Source organism: Chryseobacterium sp. C39-AII1, from assembly GCF_039672645.1.
Classification (GTDB): Bacteria; Bacteroidota; Bacteroidia; order Flavobacteriales; family Weeksellaceae; genus Chryseobacterium.
In genome coordinates, this window is the sequence record NZ_JBDFPQ010000016.1 from 57,674 (window position 1) to 74,674 (window position 17,001).

The 17,001-nt window shown below is 34.8% G+C and carries 17 protein-coding genes and 1 rRNA gene; 9 read left to right on the forward strand and 9 right to left on the reverse strand.

What is annotated here, in order from left to right; genetic code table 11:
* Positions 1-7 precede the first annotated feature (7 nt).
* The 3 genes from ABEG63_RS18490 to ABEG63_RS18500 all read left to right on the forward strand — a co-directional run bounded on the left by ABEG63_RS18490 (position 8) and on the right by ABEG63_RS18500 (position 3,049).
* Positions 8-1,486 carry an FAD-binding oxidoreductase gene (locus ABEG63_RS18490; protein WP_346586788.1) on the forward strand — a complete coding sequence of 493 codons (1,479 nt, stop codon included), beginning with the start codon at positions 8-10 and terminating at the stop codon, positions 1,484-1,486.
* 22 nt (positions 1,487-1,508) lie between these two features.
* On the forward strand, positions 1,509-1,925 hold the full coding sequence (locus ABEG63_RS18495) for a hypothetical protein (protein ID WP_346586789.1): 417 nt from the start codon (positions 1,509-1,511) through the stop codon (positions 1,923-1,925).
* A 308-nt stretch (positions 1,926-2,233) separates the two neighbouring features.
* Complete coding sequence (locus ABEG63_RS18500) at positions 2,234-3,049, forward strand: VWA domain-containing protein (RefSeq protein WP_346586790.1); 816 nt, start codon at positions 2,234-2,236, stop codon at positions 3,047-3,049.
* Between the two features lie 78 nt (positions 3,050-3,127).
* Here the strand turns inward: ABEG63_RS18500 and ABEG63_RS18505 are convergent, their stop codons facing one another.
* The gene (locus ABEG63_RS18505) at positions 3,128-3,679 is read right to left on the reverse strand and encodes a DNA-3-methyladenine glycosylase I (RefSeq protein WP_346586791.1); all 552 of its coding nucleotides are present in this window, start codon (positions 3,677-3,679) and stop codon (positions 3,128-3,130) included.
* The gene (locus ABEG63_RS18510; RefSeq protein ID WP_346586793.1) at positions 3,676-4,020 is read right to left on the reverse strand and encodes a MazG-like protein; all 345 of its coding nucleotides are present in this window, start codon (positions 4,018-4,020) and stop codon (positions 3,676-3,678) included. Before ABEG63_RS18510 ends, ABEG63_RS18505 begins: the two co-directional genes overlap by 4 nt.
* 367 nt (positions 4,021-4,387) lie before the next feature.
* On the opposite strand from ABEG63_RS18510, the gene ABEG63_RS18515 reads away from it, so the two are divergent.
* The 4 genes from ABEG63_RS18515 to ABEG63_RS18530 all read left to right on the forward strand — a co-directional run bounded on the left by ABEG63_RS18515 (position 4,388) and on the right by ABEG63_RS18530 (position 7,647).
* Positions 4,388-5,182, forward strand: coding sequence for a hypothetical protein (locus tag ABEG63_RS18515; protein WP_267405270.1), 795 nt, complete (start codon positions 4,388-4,390; stop codon positions 5,180-5,182).
* A gap of 6 nt (positions 5,183-5,188) precedes the next feature.
* Entirely contained in the window at positions 5,189-5,974 is a 786-nt protein-coding gene (locus ABEG63_RS18520; protein ID WP_267405269.1) for a hypothetical protein, read from the forward strand.
* Between the two features lie 241 nt (positions 5,975-6,215).
* On the forward strand, positions 6,216-6,590 hold the full coding sequence (locus tag ABEG63_RS18525; protein ID WP_346586794.1) for a hypothetical protein: 375 nt from the start codon (positions 6,216-6,218) through the stop codon (positions 6,588-6,590).
* A 46-nt stretch (positions 6,591-6,636) separates the two neighbouring features.
* Positions 6,637-7,647: a TQO small subunit DoxD gene (locus ABEG63_RS18530; protein ID WP_346586795.1), complete on the forward strand. Its 1,011-nt coding sequence runs from the start codon at positions 6,637-6,639 to the stop codon at positions 7,645-7,647.
* 414 nt (positions 7,648-8,061) lie between these two features.
* Here ABEG63_RS18530 and ABEG63_RS18535 read toward each other — a convergent pair whose 3' ends face one another.
* Entirely contained in the window at positions 8,062-8,592 is a 531-nt protein-coding gene (locus ABEG63_RS18535) for an NAD(P)H-dependent oxidoreductase (protein ID WP_346586797.1), read from the reverse strand.
* An 89-nt stretch (positions 8,593-8,681) separates the two neighbouring features.
* Here ABEG63_RS18535 and ABEG63_RS18540 point away from each other — a divergent pair, with 89 nt between their 5' ends.
* Complete coding sequence (locus ABEG63_RS18540; RefSeq protein WP_346586799.1) at positions 8,682-9,047, forward strand: winged helix-turn-helix transcriptional regulator; 366 nt, start codon at positions 8,682-8,684, stop codon at positions 9,045-9,047.
* A gap of 390 nt (positions 9,048-9,437) precedes the next feature.
* Here the strand turns inward: ABEG63_RS18540 and ABEG63_RS18545 are convergent, their stop codons facing one another.
* The 4 genes from ABEG63_RS18545 to ABEG63_RS18560 form a co-directional block, all read right to left on the reverse strand.
* Positions 9,438-11,012: a DHA2 family efflux MFS transporter permease subunit gene (locus ABEG63_RS18545; RefSeq protein ID WP_346586801.1), complete on the reverse strand. Its 1,575-nt coding sequence runs from the start codon at positions 11,010-11,012 to the stop codon at positions 9,438-9,440.
* A 573-nt stretch (positions 11,013-11,585) separates the two neighbouring features.
* Positions 11,586-12,689 carry an HlyD family secretion protein gene (locus tag ABEG63_RS18550; RefSeq protein WP_312399763.1) on the reverse strand — a complete coding sequence of 368 codons (1,104 nt, stop codon included), beginning with the start codon at positions 12,687-12,689 and terminating at the stop codon, positions 11,586-11,588.
* Between the two features lie 19 nt (positions 12,690-12,708).
* Positions 12,709-14,028, reverse strand: coding sequence for a TolC family protein (locus ABEG63_RS18555; protein WP_346586803.1), 1,320 nt, complete (start codon positions 14,026-14,028; stop codon positions 12,709-12,711).
* Positions 14,012-14,638 carry a TetR/AcrR family transcriptional regulator gene (locus tag ABEG63_RS18560; protein WP_267405261.1) on the reverse strand — a complete coding sequence of 209 codons (627 nt, stop codon included), beginning with the start codon at positions 14,636-14,638 and terminating at the stop codon, positions 14,012-14,014. The genes ABEG63_RS18555 and ABEG63_RS18560 overlap by 17 nt, the downstream gene beginning before the upstream one ends.
* A gap of 381 nt (positions 14,639-15,019) precedes the next feature.
* Between ABEG63_RS18560 and ABEG63_RS18565 the strand changes: the two genes are divergently transcribed.
* Positions 15,020-15,607, forward strand: coding sequence for a hypothetical protein (locus ABEG63_RS18565; protein ID WP_267405260.1), 588 nt, complete (start codon positions 15,020-15,022; stop codon positions 15,605-15,607).
* Positions 15,608-15,642: 35 nt separating this feature from the next.
* Here ABEG63_RS18565 and ABEG63_RS18570 read toward each other — a convergent pair whose 3' ends face one another.
* Together ABEG63_RS18570 and ABEG63_RS18575 are read right to left on the reverse strand one after the other, a co-directional pair.
* Positions 15,643-16,761: a DNA polymerase III subunit delta' gene (locus ABEG63_RS18570; RefSeq protein WP_346586805.1), complete on the reverse strand. Its 1,119-nt coding sequence runs from the start codon at positions 16,759-16,761 to the stop codon at positions 15,643-15,645.
* Between the two features lie 39 nt (positions 16,762-16,800).
* A 23S ribosomal RNA gene (locus ABEG63_RS18575) occupies positions 16,801-17,001 on the reverse strand; the annotation flags it as partial.

The window sequence follows — 17,001 nt, forward strand, 5'->3', positions numbered from 1 at the left end:
TTAACCCATGAAGAAAAAATATCTTTTCGTACTTCTCACTTTAGCTTTCATCAGTTTAATATTCATTTCAATTCCTATATTTCATGTTCTTAAAACAAAATGGAATGAATCTGACTTTCATAAAACTGAAATTCCTAAAGGATATACCAATGATGCAAGTGAATTAAATTTAACCAAAATCGACACCTTAATTTTGGTTCCAAAAACCAAACCTGAGATTGAAAACCAACTTCAACAGATTTTAAAATACGCTAAAGAAAAAAACCTGAAAGTTTCTATTGCTGGTGCACAACACAGCATGGGCGGTCACAGCATTTATCCCAACGGAATTTTACTTAATATGCTTCCCTACAAACAGATGGAACTTGATGAAAAAAATAACGTTCTTACGATCGGTTCGGGAGCACTTTGGGAAGATGCCATAAAATATTTAGACAAGCACGGAAAATCAATTGCGGTAATGCAGGCTTTCAGTTCGTTTTCTGTGGGCGGTTCGATGAGCGTGAACGGTCATGGCTGGCAAAAAAATCTTCCGCCAATTTCTTCGAGCGTGGTTTCATTTACGTTGATGAATCATAATGGTGAAATCCTTAATTGCAGCAGAACTGAAAATCAGGAACTTTTTAAATTGGTTCTTGGTGGCTACGGTCTTTTCGGGATTATTCTTGATGTAAAACTAAAAGTGGTTGATAACCTTGCTCTGCAATTTAAATATGTACGATTAAGCTCTGAAAACTATGTTCAATACTACAAAAAATTTATTTTAGACAATCCGAATGTAAATCTTGTTTTTGGAAGGCTAAGAATTTCAGACAAACATTTTCTTGAAGAAGCAACCATTAATTATTTTGAAAAAGTAAATGAAAGACCACTTTCTCTTCCTGCTCAAAACCTTAAAAATGAAGAAACAAAACGCCTTATTTTTAGAAGTACTGTGGACAGTGAATATGGAAAAAGACTTCGCTGGGACTTGGAAACCGGAATGAATAAAATAACTAAAAACACCATATTTTCCAGAAATGAATTACTTAATGATCATGTTTCTTTAATCGAAAATAAAGATCCTAATTCTACCGATCTTTTGCAGGAATATTTTATTCCTGAGAGAAATTTCAATCAATTCATTAAAGACATAAAACCCATTCTTAAAAATTCTGAATTGGATTTATTAAATATCACCATTCGTGCCGTGAATAAAGATAATGATAGTTTTATGAATTATGCCCGCGAAAATGTTTTTGGGTTTGTATTTCTCTTTAACCAAAAGAAAACAGATCAACAGGAAAGAGCAATGAAAGCCTTAACGAACAAACTATTGGATATCACTATAAAAAATGAAGGAACATTTTACCTTCCTTATCGTTTACATATTGACAAAAACAAAATGAGAAAGGTATATCCACAAACAGATTCTTTTTTTGAACTGAAAAGAAAATATGATCCTCAGGAGATTTTCGAAAATAAATTTTATCTTCACTATAAATAATAAACTATGAAATACTGAATCGATGAATTGGATTATTTCGAAAACAAAAATAAAATTTCATACTCTTTTGCATGAGATTTTAAAACCTATTTGGCAGGATTTAGCAGATTATGACTGGATTTTAACAGATTTAGACTTCATGTCTGATGAAAAAATTCCTATCGATTTTGATCATGATTATTTTGTTCTTAACACTCAACAATTTGAAGAAGTTTATCAATCTGACACTCAAATTATATGGGGAATTATTTCGGCTGTTCCTAAAAATACAGCATTGGACTTAAACATTATTTCGAGATTATCTGCGGAAGATGAAAATGCGTGGAAGTCTGATCAATTTCTTATTCAACAATCTATCGTAGAAATTATAGCATTTGATAGTTCTTATACCATCGCTAAATTTAAAGACAACTATCTGAAAAATTCAAAGAATACTTAAAAAAAGAAGCTATAGATTTAGAAAAATTTACTCAAAAATACATTAAATGAAAAGAAAATTACTTCATCGATATGTTTTCTTTATAGGGCTCTCACTTATTTTTATTTCTACACTTATGTTTTTATTTGGAGTGGGAATGTTTACCTCTAGAGGAGATTTTTCAAAATTTACCCTTACAATTGCAGAGTTTTGTTTTATCCTTTGGCTTCCATCTTTCATTTTAGGAATTATTATATGCCTTATAAGCTTATTATTGAAAAACAAAACCTCTAAACATCCAAAATAATTATCTTAAATATCAAATTAAAATGATGAAATATCTTTACTTACTACTTTTCACCTCCATTTTAAGCTGTTCAAAAACAGAAACAAAAACTACTGCTCAGAAAGAACTTCCTCAGCAGAATATTGCTATTTTGGTTGATAATTCGATAACGATGTGGGCAAAAGATTTTGAACCCAGCAGAATTGATGTCGTAAAAACTCTTTTAAAGAATATTATTAATCATAAGAAAGAAAACCAAGCATTTTCAATTGTTGTTTATTCAGCAAATTCCTATATTTTATGCCCTTTAACAAAGGATAAAAATCAATTATTATCTGCTATTGATAAAGCCGATAAAGGAATTATGGTTTTAAAACCTGGAACCAACTTTTCTCACGGATTGCTTAATGGGATTGCCTCATTAGATTCTGAACTTCATAATAAGTCGATTCTTCTGATTACTGATGGAAATGAAAATATAAAATCTTATTCGATTGATATTCCATTAAACGATGCGATTAGAAATAACATTACGATCAATTCTGTTGTGATGACCGCAAAAGATTATGCTCTAATGCCCGTAATGATGGATCTCAATAATAAAGTTACCTTTGATAAGGTAAAAGTAGAACCTTTTGACACCGTTCAGATTTCAAAAATAACCACCAAAACTGGAGGAAAGTTCCAAATCTTTTATACTAAAAAGGAACTTGAAGGATTTAATTTTCAAAAGTTTTTTGAAAATACTCAGAAAGCTAAAAGTGAAAATATTTCTTCAACTATAAATGATGCTAAACTGAGTAAAATTTACAAGGAAATTCAAAAAACAAATGACAGCTTAAAGTTGAAATTTCAATAATGTCAATATGAGTTATTTTTTTGGATTTCTGCGGTGGCTCCGCCACCGCAGAAATCCAAAAAAATATAAAACCTGAAACTATTTCTCATTCCACATCGGGTTCTTCTTCAAAACCTTCTCATAAACAGGGCAACTCTCATCATGGCAACCTTTTAAATATCCGGTACTCATTAAAAATTCATTCACAATTTCGCCACCGGTGAACTTGAAAGTTTTCTTGAATAATTTCATCCAATCCTGTAATGGTCTGGGATGATGATGTTCCAGCCATTTTTCAAAAGAGCCAAATTCTTCCTTTAATTTGATAATTGTTTTTGCATTTTCAATCGCCGCATTTACCTTCAATTTATTTCGGATAATTCCGGGATCGTTTAGTAATCTTTCGCGGTCTTCTTCTGTGTAAGCTGCTACTTTTTCAATATCAAAATTATCGTAAGCATTTCTAAAACCTTCTTCTTTTTTTAAGATCGTTTCCCAGCTCAATCCTGCCTGATTAATTTCCATTATTAATCTTCCAAAAAGTTCATTATCATCATGAATCGGAAATCCGTAATGATTGTCGTGATAATTTTTATGAAGTGCTCTTCTGCTTTCGGGCTCCATTCTATTGATGGCTAAACAATAACTCATTTCAGTATATTTTCAGTTTTAGTTAAGAACTTTTCTACAGCCTCATTAATGTCAATTCCGGTTTTGTTGGCTAAGATAATCAACCACCAGATATTTTCACCTAATTTATGTTCTAGTTCTTCAGTAGAATTTTTCTTAGACCAAGTTTTTTCGTGAGACATTACGTTTCTTCCAATCAATCCGGCATCGGTAAGATAGGCTAAAGCGTCCTGCTCTAAAGTCCATTCTTTACCATTTTGCTGAATTTCTAACTGATGATATTTCTCTCTTATTTCAAGAGATCGTTCTATGATTTTATAAAAATTGCTGTCTTCCATTTTTCTATAAATTAATTTTTTCAACCTATGTATGTGTTAATCATTACAAAGATAGGTTGATGGGTGACAACTGTTTGTCAGTAACAAAAAAATTCAACAGAAAAAGCAACTTCCTAACATCGAGAAATATTTTCAAAATTAAATCAATCATTTTCAATTACTTAAAATAATTAATAAAAAATTTAAAAATAAAGGAAATATTTAAATATATATTTGCAAATAATTATTTATTTCAACACATAATATAATTTTGCAAACATCTATGACTAAGGAAGAATATATCCCTTTTACCACTTCTGCTACTCACAATCATAGCAAAATTCAATAAAAGACAATTTCATTTTTCAAATTAAATTCTAAAAAGAATTATCAATTAATAAACTATTAAATTATGAAACAAAAGATTATCCTCATTTGCTCTCTTGTGGCTTCTGGTATCTCATTAGCTCAAGTGGGAATAAACACCTCCAATCCTCAGGGTACTTTCCACGTAGACGGAGCAAAAGACAATAATAATTCTGGAGCACCAACTGCAGCGCAGCAAGCAAATGATGTCATCATCACCAATACAGGAAATCTAGGGATAGGTACCACCACTCCTACCGCAAAAGTGGAAATAAATTCAGGAACGGCTAACACCAGCGGACTTAAATTTACAAACTTAACCTCTACAACACCAATTTCATCAGGACAAACCATTGGTGTAGATGCTTCCGGAAATGTAATTACTCTACCCAATCCTACCGCAGTAAGCGTTACACCTTATGAAGTTGCATCCAGCACAGGCGCAGACTTTAATGTGAATGACAGCTCTGATACATTGGTTTCAGGAACTACACAAACAGTAACTATTCCCACCGGTGGAAAAGCATTATTTATCAACTTTATGTTGGGAATAGATTTTACAACATTAGATGGTACCGGAGCCGGATATTTTAGAGCTATGTTATTTATCGACGGAGTGGCAACAAATACTTATCTTATTGTTCAGGAACCCGTAGGATCTACCTCAGCAACAGGAGGTCAACAACTCTCTTATACTTTAAATACCGTAAAATTTCTTACAGCAGGAAATCACACCCTTGATATTCGCATGAGAAGAACCGCCAACAACGGAACGGCTGCAGGAACAGTTACAGGATGCCGACCTATTTCAATGTCATTCAACGCTTCATACCTAAACTAATAATTTATGAGAAAAAATTTATTATTAGCAGCTTTTTTAGGATTTCAATCAATTTCCGCACAGATAGGAGTAAATACCAACAACCCGCAGACCGCTTTTCATGTAGATGGTTCCAAAGATAATAACGCATCGGGATCCCCTAGCAACAGTCAACAGCTTAATGATTTCACAATAGCCTCTTCAGGAAATCTAGGTATAGGAACAACAATACCCACTACGAAAGCTGAAATTAATTCAGGATTAGCAAATATCAGCGGATTAAAGTTTAGAAACCTTACTTCTGCAACACCTACATCTGCTTCCGGGCAAAATCTTGGAGTAGACGCGTCGGGCAATGTGATTACAGTACCTACCCCTACAACTCCTAGTGTTGTTACCGAAGAAGTATCAAACTCTACAGGATTTAGTTATAATGTAAATGATCTCGACTATACCTTGATTCCATCTTCACAACAAACTCTGAATATACCCGTAGGAGGAAAAGCTGTTTTTATCAATTTTATGCTGGGAATAGATTACTTCACTTTTCTTCCGGGAGGTGGTGCCTCTTATTATCAGGCTAGATTGTTTATTGACAATGCACCCACCAATGTTTTTCTCACCACTCAGGAACGTGTACAGGGAGGATCTCAGACTCAGTATACCATGAGTACCGTTAAATCTTTAACTGCAGGCAGCCATACCATAGATGTGAGAATGATAAGATCTTTTAATAATGGAGTTGCTTCTGGAGGAAATATGGTTTGTAGGGCTATATCAATGTCATTCAATGCTTCTTATATTAATAATTAAAAACCAAGAGATTCTAACAACATAAATCATTAAATATTTTCTAGTAAGTTCCTCAAATAATTGACAATAAATATTTAAGTTGAAAGAAAATAAATTTTAAAATTCATGCCTGATTAACAATTTACTACTAAATGGTTAATTAGCTTACTGGTATCCTTTTTTAAGGATACTTTTTTTATTTTTTTAATAGAAATAAAATTTTAAATAAAATAATCTGAAATAAAACCCTAGTTTTGTAAGAATGTCAAACCTCAAATTCTATATCAAACCATACAAAGCATTCATTACCTTGCTTGTTTTGATGTTCTCTTTATCGCCATGTTCGGTGAAAAGAGATGTTTTGGGAATTTTTGACATTCAGCATCTCAATACTTTAAACAAAGTAAAAACTACAGCAAGTTCCGCGAACAGTTGTATTTATTTTTCTGAAAAATCTTCGAAAGTTACTGCTTTAAAAGTTGCTAAAAAACTCGATAAGCATGAATTTATCATTGAATTATCTTCTAAAATCAATTCAGAAAAGAAGGTTTTTACGAATCATTATTCAGGATTTACCACAGGCAACAGTCCGCCGAAGTACATTTTATTTAAACGATTGAAATTGGATATAGCTTAAAATTTTCTTTACGCTATTTTTATTTTAATCATTTAAATACACTTCAATGAACAATAAAACAACGCATCAGTCCAATAATATGGCTGGTTTATTCACCCTATCTCTACGCCTAGTAATTGGGTGGACATACTTTTCTGCCTTCTGGCGCCGTTTAATCCTTGAAAATAAATTAATTCCCGATGAAGCAGGGTATATCGGAGAAAAATTCAATCATTTCCTGCCGAATGCTTTAGGCATTAAACCTATCATCGAATATCTCGTAACACATCCCGATGCTTTACAAACCTCAATGATGACCTTCACCATCGTGGAAGCCATTTTAGGATTATGCCTCATCCTCGGATTATTTACCCGACTCATGAGCATCGGAGTTTTTGCATTAGCAATGGGAATTCTACTGGGATCCGGCTGGATCGGCACGACTTGTCTGGACGAATGGCAAATCGGAGTTCTGGGAATTGCCGGTGGATTTACACTTTTTCTGACAGGAAGCTCCTATTATTCACTCGATCAATATCTTTTAGACAAAAATCTCAGCTTTACCAAGAGAAAATGGTTTTCTTATTTTGGTTCAGGAGTTTTGCCAATTGCTAATACTAAACGTTTTGTATTGATAGGTTCTTTATTGATTTTCGGACTTACCCTTTTCACCAATCAATATTTTCATGGTGGTGTTTGGGGAAAATTACATAACAAATCTGTAAAGCCAAAGATTGAAATTTCTAATATTTCATTCAATCATTCTTATCTAAGTTTCCAGATTTTCCGAACGGAGGGCGTAGATGTTTACGGCTCATTCCTCATCGGAATTCAACTATTGGATAAAGACGGAAATGTTTTGAAAGAACTCAATCCTTCCGAGCTTTCAACATTTCCGAAAGAAAATATCCTGAATCATTATGTGGCTAAAGTGAAACCAGGAAAGCACAGCCTGATTATTCCTTTGGGCTCCAAAGCAGATTTAAAGGTGAGTATAAATGATATTCCATCAGACAAAATACATTCTTTAAAACTCATTGATATCAGCGGAATTGAATGGACAGCCAAACTTGAATAAATATATTTCTTTAAAGAATTTTAATAATACCAAAGCCATTCTTCGAGTATCGAAATGGTACAACGGGGTTTTGAAATGGTACATCGAGGTTGAAGAACTCCTATAACGGGGTTTCGGAATGTGAACACGAGGTTTTGAAGTTCGACATCGGGGTTCTGAAGATCAATTTTGGGGTCTACCAACCCCGGCAACGAGGTTCTAAACCCCGTAAGAGTAGTCGTGAACTGCGGCAGGCCATTGTTCAACCCCGAAAGAGAGGTTCGAGACCCCAACGACACTATTAAAAACCCTGACGACAGAGTTCAAGTCTCCAAAAACGAAGTTTTGCAACCCCACCGACCGGGTAAGAAACGTAGAATTTGTCCTAAAAAAGTCCGTGATACTATTCACGGACTTCATTTTCAAGGTTTAAGCCTATAATTTATCAATAAAATCAAGATACATCGGAACGCTTCTTTCCACCCATTCCAATGAAGGGTTTTGTTCTAAACCAAAATAAATAAAAGGTTCTCTATAATCTGCCTTTATATATTCAAAAGTTAATTCAAAAGGTCGGGTGAGTTCTTTCATCGTATATTTATATTTTCCTGAAGCGCTGAAACCTTCATCATCAATTCCTGTAGAGATCGCCAGTGCAATCTTCTTCTCTCCTACTTTAAATCCGCTTTTGCTTCCGTATGCCCAACCGTATAAAAGCACCTCATCAAACCATTTTTTCAACAATGGCGGACTGCTAAACCAATAAAAAGGAAACTGAAATATAATTTTATCATAAGATTCTATCAGTTCCTGCTCTTTTTTAATATCAATCTTTTCGTCGGGATAAGCTTGATATAATTCATGCACTGTATATTTTTCCGGAAATTTATTCAGTTCTTCAATCCATCTTTTATTGATAACAGAGGTTTCCATATGAGGATGGATAACGATAATTAATGTTTTCATATTTTAAATTTTCATTACAAAAATAATAGGTGTAACTTACATTTCCGATAGTAACGCCCCGTTGTATGGTACTATAAAAAATGTAAGTAATGACTAAAATAAAAGAAACATCTACCAATTTTGCCAATAAAAAAGCTCTTGCTGACGAATGTCCCGAAGTTCATGCCTCGAATATGATCGGCGGACAATGGTCTTTAGCCATCTGTTGTTATCTCATCAATGGAAAGTTGAGATTTGGCGAACTGAAAAAGAAACTCGGAAATATTACAGAACGTATGCTTACTCTTCAATTGCGAAGGCTTGAAGATGATAAAATTGTCACCAGAACCGTCTACGCCGAAGTTCCGCCAAGAGTTGAATATGAATTAACCGAGGTTGGATATCAATTAAAACCAATAATTGATGAACTTGAAAAATGGGGAAAACTGCATAAGGAAAGTTTGCAGAAAGATTAATCTAAAATATATTCAGGAGCTTTATCCCGCTATCCACTTTATCTTTTTGGTTACGGCTTCCGCTTCGCTCCAGCCGCAACCAAAAAGGATGTCGTTTCTATCGGGGCTAGGTTTTCCTCTTTCATTTCAGGATAAGTCAAAAATCAAAAAAAATTCTCCTCTCACGGAGGGGTGGCGAAAATTCAAAGGATTTTTAGCGGGGTGGTTTTTTGCTATTTCAAACGATCTTAGTTATTATTTTCTGTACAAACTACCCCGTCTTTTTGCTTTCGCAAAAAGCCACCCCTTCAAAGAAGGGGAATTTAAAACCATAATAAGCTAAAGTTTAATATTCCAGCAAAACAAAAAACCTCCACAATTGCGGAGGTTTTATATGTATTTTGAAAAGATTTAGTGTACGCCACTCAAATCTATTTTTTCTTTACTTTTTCGTTCTTTCACGAATAGGATAAACGGAATACAAATTAAGAATATCACCCCTAAATAAAGGAAAACATCCATATAAGAAAGTACCGTTGCCTGTTTCGTTACGGAGAGATCGAGCATTTTGTAAGCGGCATTCATTGCGGCATCGGGAGTCATTCCTTTTGCCATGAAACTTCCTTTTAAAGCCTGCAATCTCTGCTGAACGGCAAAATCTGTTTCATCGAGGTGGGTAATCAGATTAACTCTGTATTTCTGACTGGCATTGGCAATAAATGTAGTAATTGCTGCAATCCCGAAAGAACCTCCCAACTGTCTCATCATCCCTGTAAAAGCCGCCCCCTGACCAATTTCCTGACCTTTCAATGTACTTAATGATAATGAAGTGATCGGGATAAATAATAATCCAAGACCCGCCCCTCTTACAATAAGCATCCAAAAGAAGGCATCCTTACCTGTATCAGGCGTTAAAATCTTGTAACCCCAGAAACTGTAAATAAAGAAAATAAACAATCCCAAAGAAACCAAAATCTGCTGTTTAGCACCTTTTGACAATAATCTACCGATAATAGGCATCATAAATGCTGTGGTTAAAGCTGCCGGAATCATTAAAGCGCCCGACTGAAGTGCCGTCCAACCCAAAATACTCTGCGTATACAAAGGAACAATAAAGGTAGAACCGTACAAACCAAATCCTAATACAAAGGACATTATGGTACCAATCCTTAAATTACTGTTTTTCAAAACCCTCAATTCCACAATAGGATATTTAAACGTAAGCTCTCGCCAAATGAATAAAATAAATCCTAAAACAGCTGACACGGTAAACAGAACAATCCATTCGCTGGCAAACCAGTCTTCTTCGTGTCCTCTTTCCAAAATATATTGAAGCGAACCAACTGTAATCGCCAATAAAGCAATTCCTAACCAGTCGACATCTGAAGCTTTACGTTTTTCAGCATATTTCGGACTTCTCACAAACTGAAGCGTCATTAAAGTCGCTGCAATCCCGATAGGAATATTAATATAGAAAATATACGGCCAGCTGAAGTTATCTACGATATATCCTCCCAGTGGCGGACCTAATGTTGGCCCGATGATTACCCCAAGACCATAGATCGCCTGAGCCATACTTCTTTTTTCAATCGGATAAGACTCCGTAATAATCGTTTGTGAAGTTACCAAAAGGGCTCCCCCACCAATTCCCTGCATTAATCTGAAAAATACCAGTTCCCAAATATTAGTTGCGTTTCCGCATAAAAATGAAAATACGGTAAATATAATAATAGATGCAGCAAAATAGTTTCTTCGTCCGAACTGTTGAGACAGCCAGCTCGTCATCGGTACTACAATTACGTTACCGATAGCGTATGCTGTAATCACCCAGCCGACTTCTGAAAGTGTAGCTCCCAAGTTACCCTTCATCTCGTTCAGGGCAACGTTTACGATTGTGGAGTCTACAATCTCAAGCAGAGCACAAAGAATCGCCGTAATCGTAATGATTACTCTTCGGGCTCCATATTCTACTAATGAATCTTGCATAGTTTTTTTAATATTTTATTGAATTAAGAGAGGAGGATAAAACTCTGTATTAAACTTTAAGTATTTAATAATTAAAAGATTAAAAAATTAGAGTCTGTGAAAGTTTCCTTTTACCTTTAATCTTAGCCTTAACCTCTATATTTCTTAATTTAAAAAAGTGAATTGTCAGTGATCATTCAACATTATTGTCGATCATTGCTTCATTTTCAACATCATTACTGATGGTCATCAGCACGGCCGGCATCATTTTCATCTATCAATATATCGTCTTCATTTCCACATCTACATTGATTTTCCTCTGCATTGTCATCAACTTCATGGTAATTTTACTACTTCATTTCCACATTTCATTGATTCTGTCTGCATTTCCGGCATCTCCTTCATCATCAGTTTAGTCTTTCGGCATTTTCATCTTCATTATCGACTTGCCTCTGCAAAACTGACAATTCTCTTATATTTAAAAAAGGTGAATTGTCAATGGTAAATCCATTTCATTCGTCAATTTTTACTCCTTCATTTTACATTTCACAATTAACCTGCTTCAGCAAAACTGACAATTCACTTATTTTTTTATTATTTTAAAGAAACTTCTGCTTTCACATTCATTCCTGTTCTTAATCTTTTTGCGATATTTTTATCAAGATTCACAAAATCAATTTTTACCGGAAGTCTCTGAACCACTTTTACGAAGTTACCACTCGCGTTATCCGGAGGAAGGATAGAGAATGTAGCACCCGTTGCAGGAGAGAAAGAGCTTACCACTCCGTCGAATTCCTGATCAGGAAATGCATCGATCTCGATTTTTACTTTTTGGCCTTCAACCATTCTGTCAACCTGAGTTTCTTTGAAGTTAGCCACTACCCATTTCTGGTCGTTTTTAATTAAAGCAAATAATTGCGAACCAGCCTGTAAATATTGTCCAGCCTGCGTTGGAACTTTACCAACATATCCGTCTTCAGGAGCAACAATTACGGTGTATGATAAATTTAATTTTGCATTTTCCACATCTACTTCTCTTTGTTTAGCTACAGATCCCGCAACACTGATTTGTTGAGAGCTCGCCGCCGTTTGAGAAGATGCGATATTAGTTTGTTGAGCGATTTGATTTCTTTGGTCAACCAAAACCTGTAACTGTCTGTCAGCCGATTGTTTTGCTGCCAAAGCCTGCTCATATTGCTGTTCTGTAATCGAGTGGTCTTTTACCAACACAGAATATCTTTTTAAATCCTGAGCGGTTTTCCACACGTTTACTTTTGCTGCTTCAATTTGTGCATTAGCTGTCGTTACCGCTGCTTGAGAAGAACCAATATTTTTCGAAGTTGCCGTAGTAGAAGCCTGTGCGTTTGAAATATTACTTTTTGCTGTTACCAATGCCGCTTCTGCTTGCTGAAGAGCCATTTTCTGATCTCTGCTATCCAGAATCACCAAAGTATCTCCTTTTTTCACGAACTGGTTATCTTTTACTTTAACCTCTGTTACATACCCGGAAATTTTAGAAATTACCGGAGACAGGTTAGAAGCAATCTGTGCATCGTCTGTTTCTTCGTGCCCCTGCCCGTAAGTGTAAGCGTTATATCCGTAGATTCCTCCACCGATCAAAACAACCGCCAAAATAATTGGGAAAACTAAACTTTTTTTCTTTTTAGGTTCAGTCGCTTGTGTATTATTATTTTCCATTGTTGGTATTGTTCTTAATTTATTTAATTGTTAAAGTTCCTGTAGTTTGTAATAGTTTTCTGTAGGCCAATGCCGCATCTGCTTTAGCATTGATTACGCCAACGTTTGCTGCGATCTGAGCCGCATCTGCATCCAGCAATTCCGTCATGGTTGCCAAACCGTTGTCGTATTTATTTTTTGTGATTCTGTAATTTTCGTTCGCCTGTTCTGCAGATTTTTCAAAAACAGTGATTCTCTTTTTAGAATAATCGGTGTTTTGATATTCTCTGTTTACATCAAGCTTAATATTATCATTCAATAGCTCATTAGATGCAGAAAGTTGTTTTTCTCTCGCCTGAGACTGTTTGTATGAAGAATTTTCTTTCCAGATATTAGATAAGTTGTAAGAAACTCCAATCCCAACATTTACGGCATTGTAAATCGTTAAAAATTTCGGAATATCCGCCGCTACATATCCACCTGTAAATGCAATAGAAGGAAGATTTTCAGCTTTTGCTGCTTTTGTTCCCAATGCTGCTGCTTCTCTTTGTTTTCCTAAAGCCTGAAGATCTTTACGATTATCTTTCGCTTCATTTACATAGAAATCAACAGGTTTTATGTCTGAACCTTCATCAATATAATTTTGATCAACCTCAATTTCTGTCGTTTCAGGAATTCCCAATAACAAATCCATATTGATATTGGCAATATTGTAATTGTTTTTAGCTTCCAATAATTGCAATTCTATATTTGAAGTCTGAAGATTTGCCTTTAAACGGTCGTTTCTCGCAATCACACCGTTATTTTCAAGTTTAAGGAAAGTTTCATCTCTCTTTTGAGAAGCTGTAAGGTTTTCTTCTAAAACTTTGATGGACTGATTGGCTTTAAACAAGTTATTATAAGCCTGAGCAACATTATAAGCAATCGCTATTTTATCGTTTTCTGTGCTCAATTTTGATGCTTCCACCAAATATTTCGCAGACTGAATTCCGTATTTTATTCTTCCGCCGCTGTAAATGGGAACACTTAGATTTACTGAACCGTAAGCTACCTGATGTACCTCAGGACTGCTTCCACCTTCCGATGAAACTCCCGGAAGTTTTATATTCACATTTGGTTTATTGGGAAGATACATATAACTCCCAGAAATTTTCAATTCTGGAAGTTGCCTGTTCTTCGCCTCTAAGAGATCAGCAGTAGCCTCTTCGATCTTCGCTGCATCGATCTTCAGATTTTTGCTGTTTTGGATACCCAACTGCACAGCTTCATCAAGAGTCAATGTTTTTTTCTCCTGAGCATTTGTGTTTGCAATCCCTACGAATAGGGCCAGTGCAAGGACTGAGTTATTTATTTTCTTCATAACCTAAAAGGTCTTTTAGTAAATATTTAATATGTTTATTAAGTTCTGTGTAATACTTTTCATCAAAAGTGTCTTCATCTTCCGTATCGTTAAGGAATTCTTTATACATTTCCTTTGCATTAGACGCGTAAAACAATGTTCCGCTCACGGTAGAATGCAGAAGATAGATCGGAGGATTTTTGGTGAAAATTCCTTTCTTCAAGCCACTTTCCAATATTTTTGAATACATGGAAATAAATCCCATTTTTGTCTGCTTCAAAAACTCAATAATATGAGGATTCTCTGCATGTAATTGCTCTCTTTGCATAATTCTGTAGAAACATTTATGGTTTCTTACCTTACCTGCAAACTGATCGACAATTTTTTCTACTTTTTCCCACTCATTGATGTCTGTTCTTTCAATAATATCTTTCGAAAAGAATTGCCCTTCATTCATCCTGTATTCCACCAACTTCTCGTAAAGCTTTTCTTTTGAACCGAAATAATAGGAAATCATAGAAATGTTTACATTCGCTGCTTTGGCGATCTCTCTGGTAGAAGTTCCTTCAAAACCTTTCTCAGCAAAAAGCTTTTCCGCAGCATATAATATATTTTCTTCTTTTGATAACATTCTATGTTCTGTTTTCAGGGTGCAAATTTACACAAGATTCCAAATAAATCAAACGATTGATTGATTTTTTAATTTATTTTTAATATTTAAAATTTTAAACTATTGAATTACATACTTTTATGGTTTATTTATAATATTAATTAACATTATAGATTTGGTAATTTAATATGATATTTTAAGTCAAATTTTCACCAAAATGAGCCTCTGCACTGCATTTTTAGAAATTTAACTTTAAAAATAAGTCAGGAAATAAAATTTAAGCTAATCAACTGACGATTTTATTTATATTTGAAACTATCAAAATTTAATATTGATCAAAAGGTTAATTTAAAATTTGAAATCATAAACTAATAGCAAGAAAACAATTATTAATCAATTTATATGAGACAAAAATTTATCCCCTTTTTATTTTCCGTTGCATTATTATTGAACTTGGGCTGTCAGGTTGATGATGAAATGGACGAAGAAATTCAAAATTTGTATTGTGATTCTTCAAACACAACCTTCAATCAGTTGTATAATAGTCTGGTAACTCCTACTAACCCAGGAACTGCACAAACATTAGATCTTGTTACTCACTCTTACACATTTAGTGTAACATCCAATAAAGTCATTTGTAAAGTGGGCTATCAAAGTGCACCTGCCATGAGCGGAACACCCTATTTGATTGAAATTTATGATAACACAGATGCTGTCACGGTTTACTCAGATAGTCACCTATTTTCCTCTGCGAGTACATCTTATGTAACTATAATACCGACAGTTATAAAGTCCGGACATTCTTATACCATAAAAAGAAGTCAGAATAATTACGCTGGAAACATTGTCAACACCATTGGAAGGTTAATCACAAATTCAACTTTTCCAGTGGTTCACGGAGATTTAAAAATTACAGGATCATCATTTTACGGAACCGGAGGTCCTCTTAATAACGGATCAATTCCTTATATCGATATTGTTTTCGAATAAAAACTAAAAACTCCGGCGATTTGCTGGGGTTTATTTTATGAATTTTTATGAATATATCTCGATAATTTAATGCCCAGATCTGTCCAGACAATCTTAGGATTTCCATTTCGGGTAAGATGCAAATCGGCAGTGCTTATTTCTTCCAAAATACTTTCAATATTGGCTCCGCTAATAAATTTTGAAAAGCCAACCCAATTAAAACCATTGGCATCAATCTTTTTATAGACCAAACTTTCAGACTGATAATTTTGAAGCAAAGCCAGCCTGAAAATCTCAGAGCAATAATTTAAAAAGTTCTTTTGCTTTTCACGATTCCAGCCTGCAATTTCACGAGCCCAAACGATAATATTTTTCAGAAACTGCGGTTTCTTTTTCACCATAAACGCGTCACGAACCCATTGCACAAATAATTTTTCAAACTCTTCATTCTTTGTTCCTGATTGTAATAATTTAATCGCATCATTCAAATCTCCTTGTGCTTCATGTACGATTTCTCTTACTTTTTCATCAGTTACATTGAAGTTCTTCTTTAAATAAACCTCGATATCTTCATTATTAATCCTCGGAACTTCCACCACCTGCGTTCTCGAAAGAATGGTCGGAAGAATATCATTGGTAGACTCTGCGGTAAGGAGAATAATGGTTTTCGCGGGAGGTTCTTCTAAAAATTTCAGAAATTTATTGGAAGCCGCAATATTCATTTTATCGGCTCTCCAAACGATTAGGATTTTGGTTCCGCCCTCAAAACTTTTAAGAGAAAACTTTTGATTCTGATCATCAATTTCATCTGCAGAAATGAAAAGCTGCTTGTTTTCAGACTCTAAAAAAGCCGTCCAGTCATCATAACTTGCATACGGTGAAGCCATGATCATCTCACGGAACTCTTCAAATTTATTTTTACTTAAAGAATTTTTGTTGTCTGTAAAAACCGGGAAACTGAAATGCAAATCCAGATGATTCAAATGCTCCACTTTTGAAGCGGCATGAGGATTTTCACCCTGTAAAACCTCTTTAGCATACGCCAAAACCATCGGCAACGTTCCATACCCTTCTTTTCCCGTGAAAAGCTGGGCGTGGCTCACTCTGTTTTCGACGATACTGTCTCTAAGAAGCTTTTTCAGATTTTCCTGTCCGGCAATGTTCTCCCAATTCATGTTCCAAAGATAAAAAATCTTCTTTCAACTTCTCAATTTGAAGTTTAATTTAATATGATATTACTTTAATTTCATTTGGAACTATTTGAATGTTGCTTTATTTTTTTTGAAGCCATTTCCAGCTTTCGCTACTCGCTTTTTTGGGTTTCGGCGCGGCAGCTTCGCTGCCTCTCAAACATCTAACGCCCGCAATAGATAGAGACCGAACTGTCTCACGACGTTCTGAACCCAGCTCGCGTG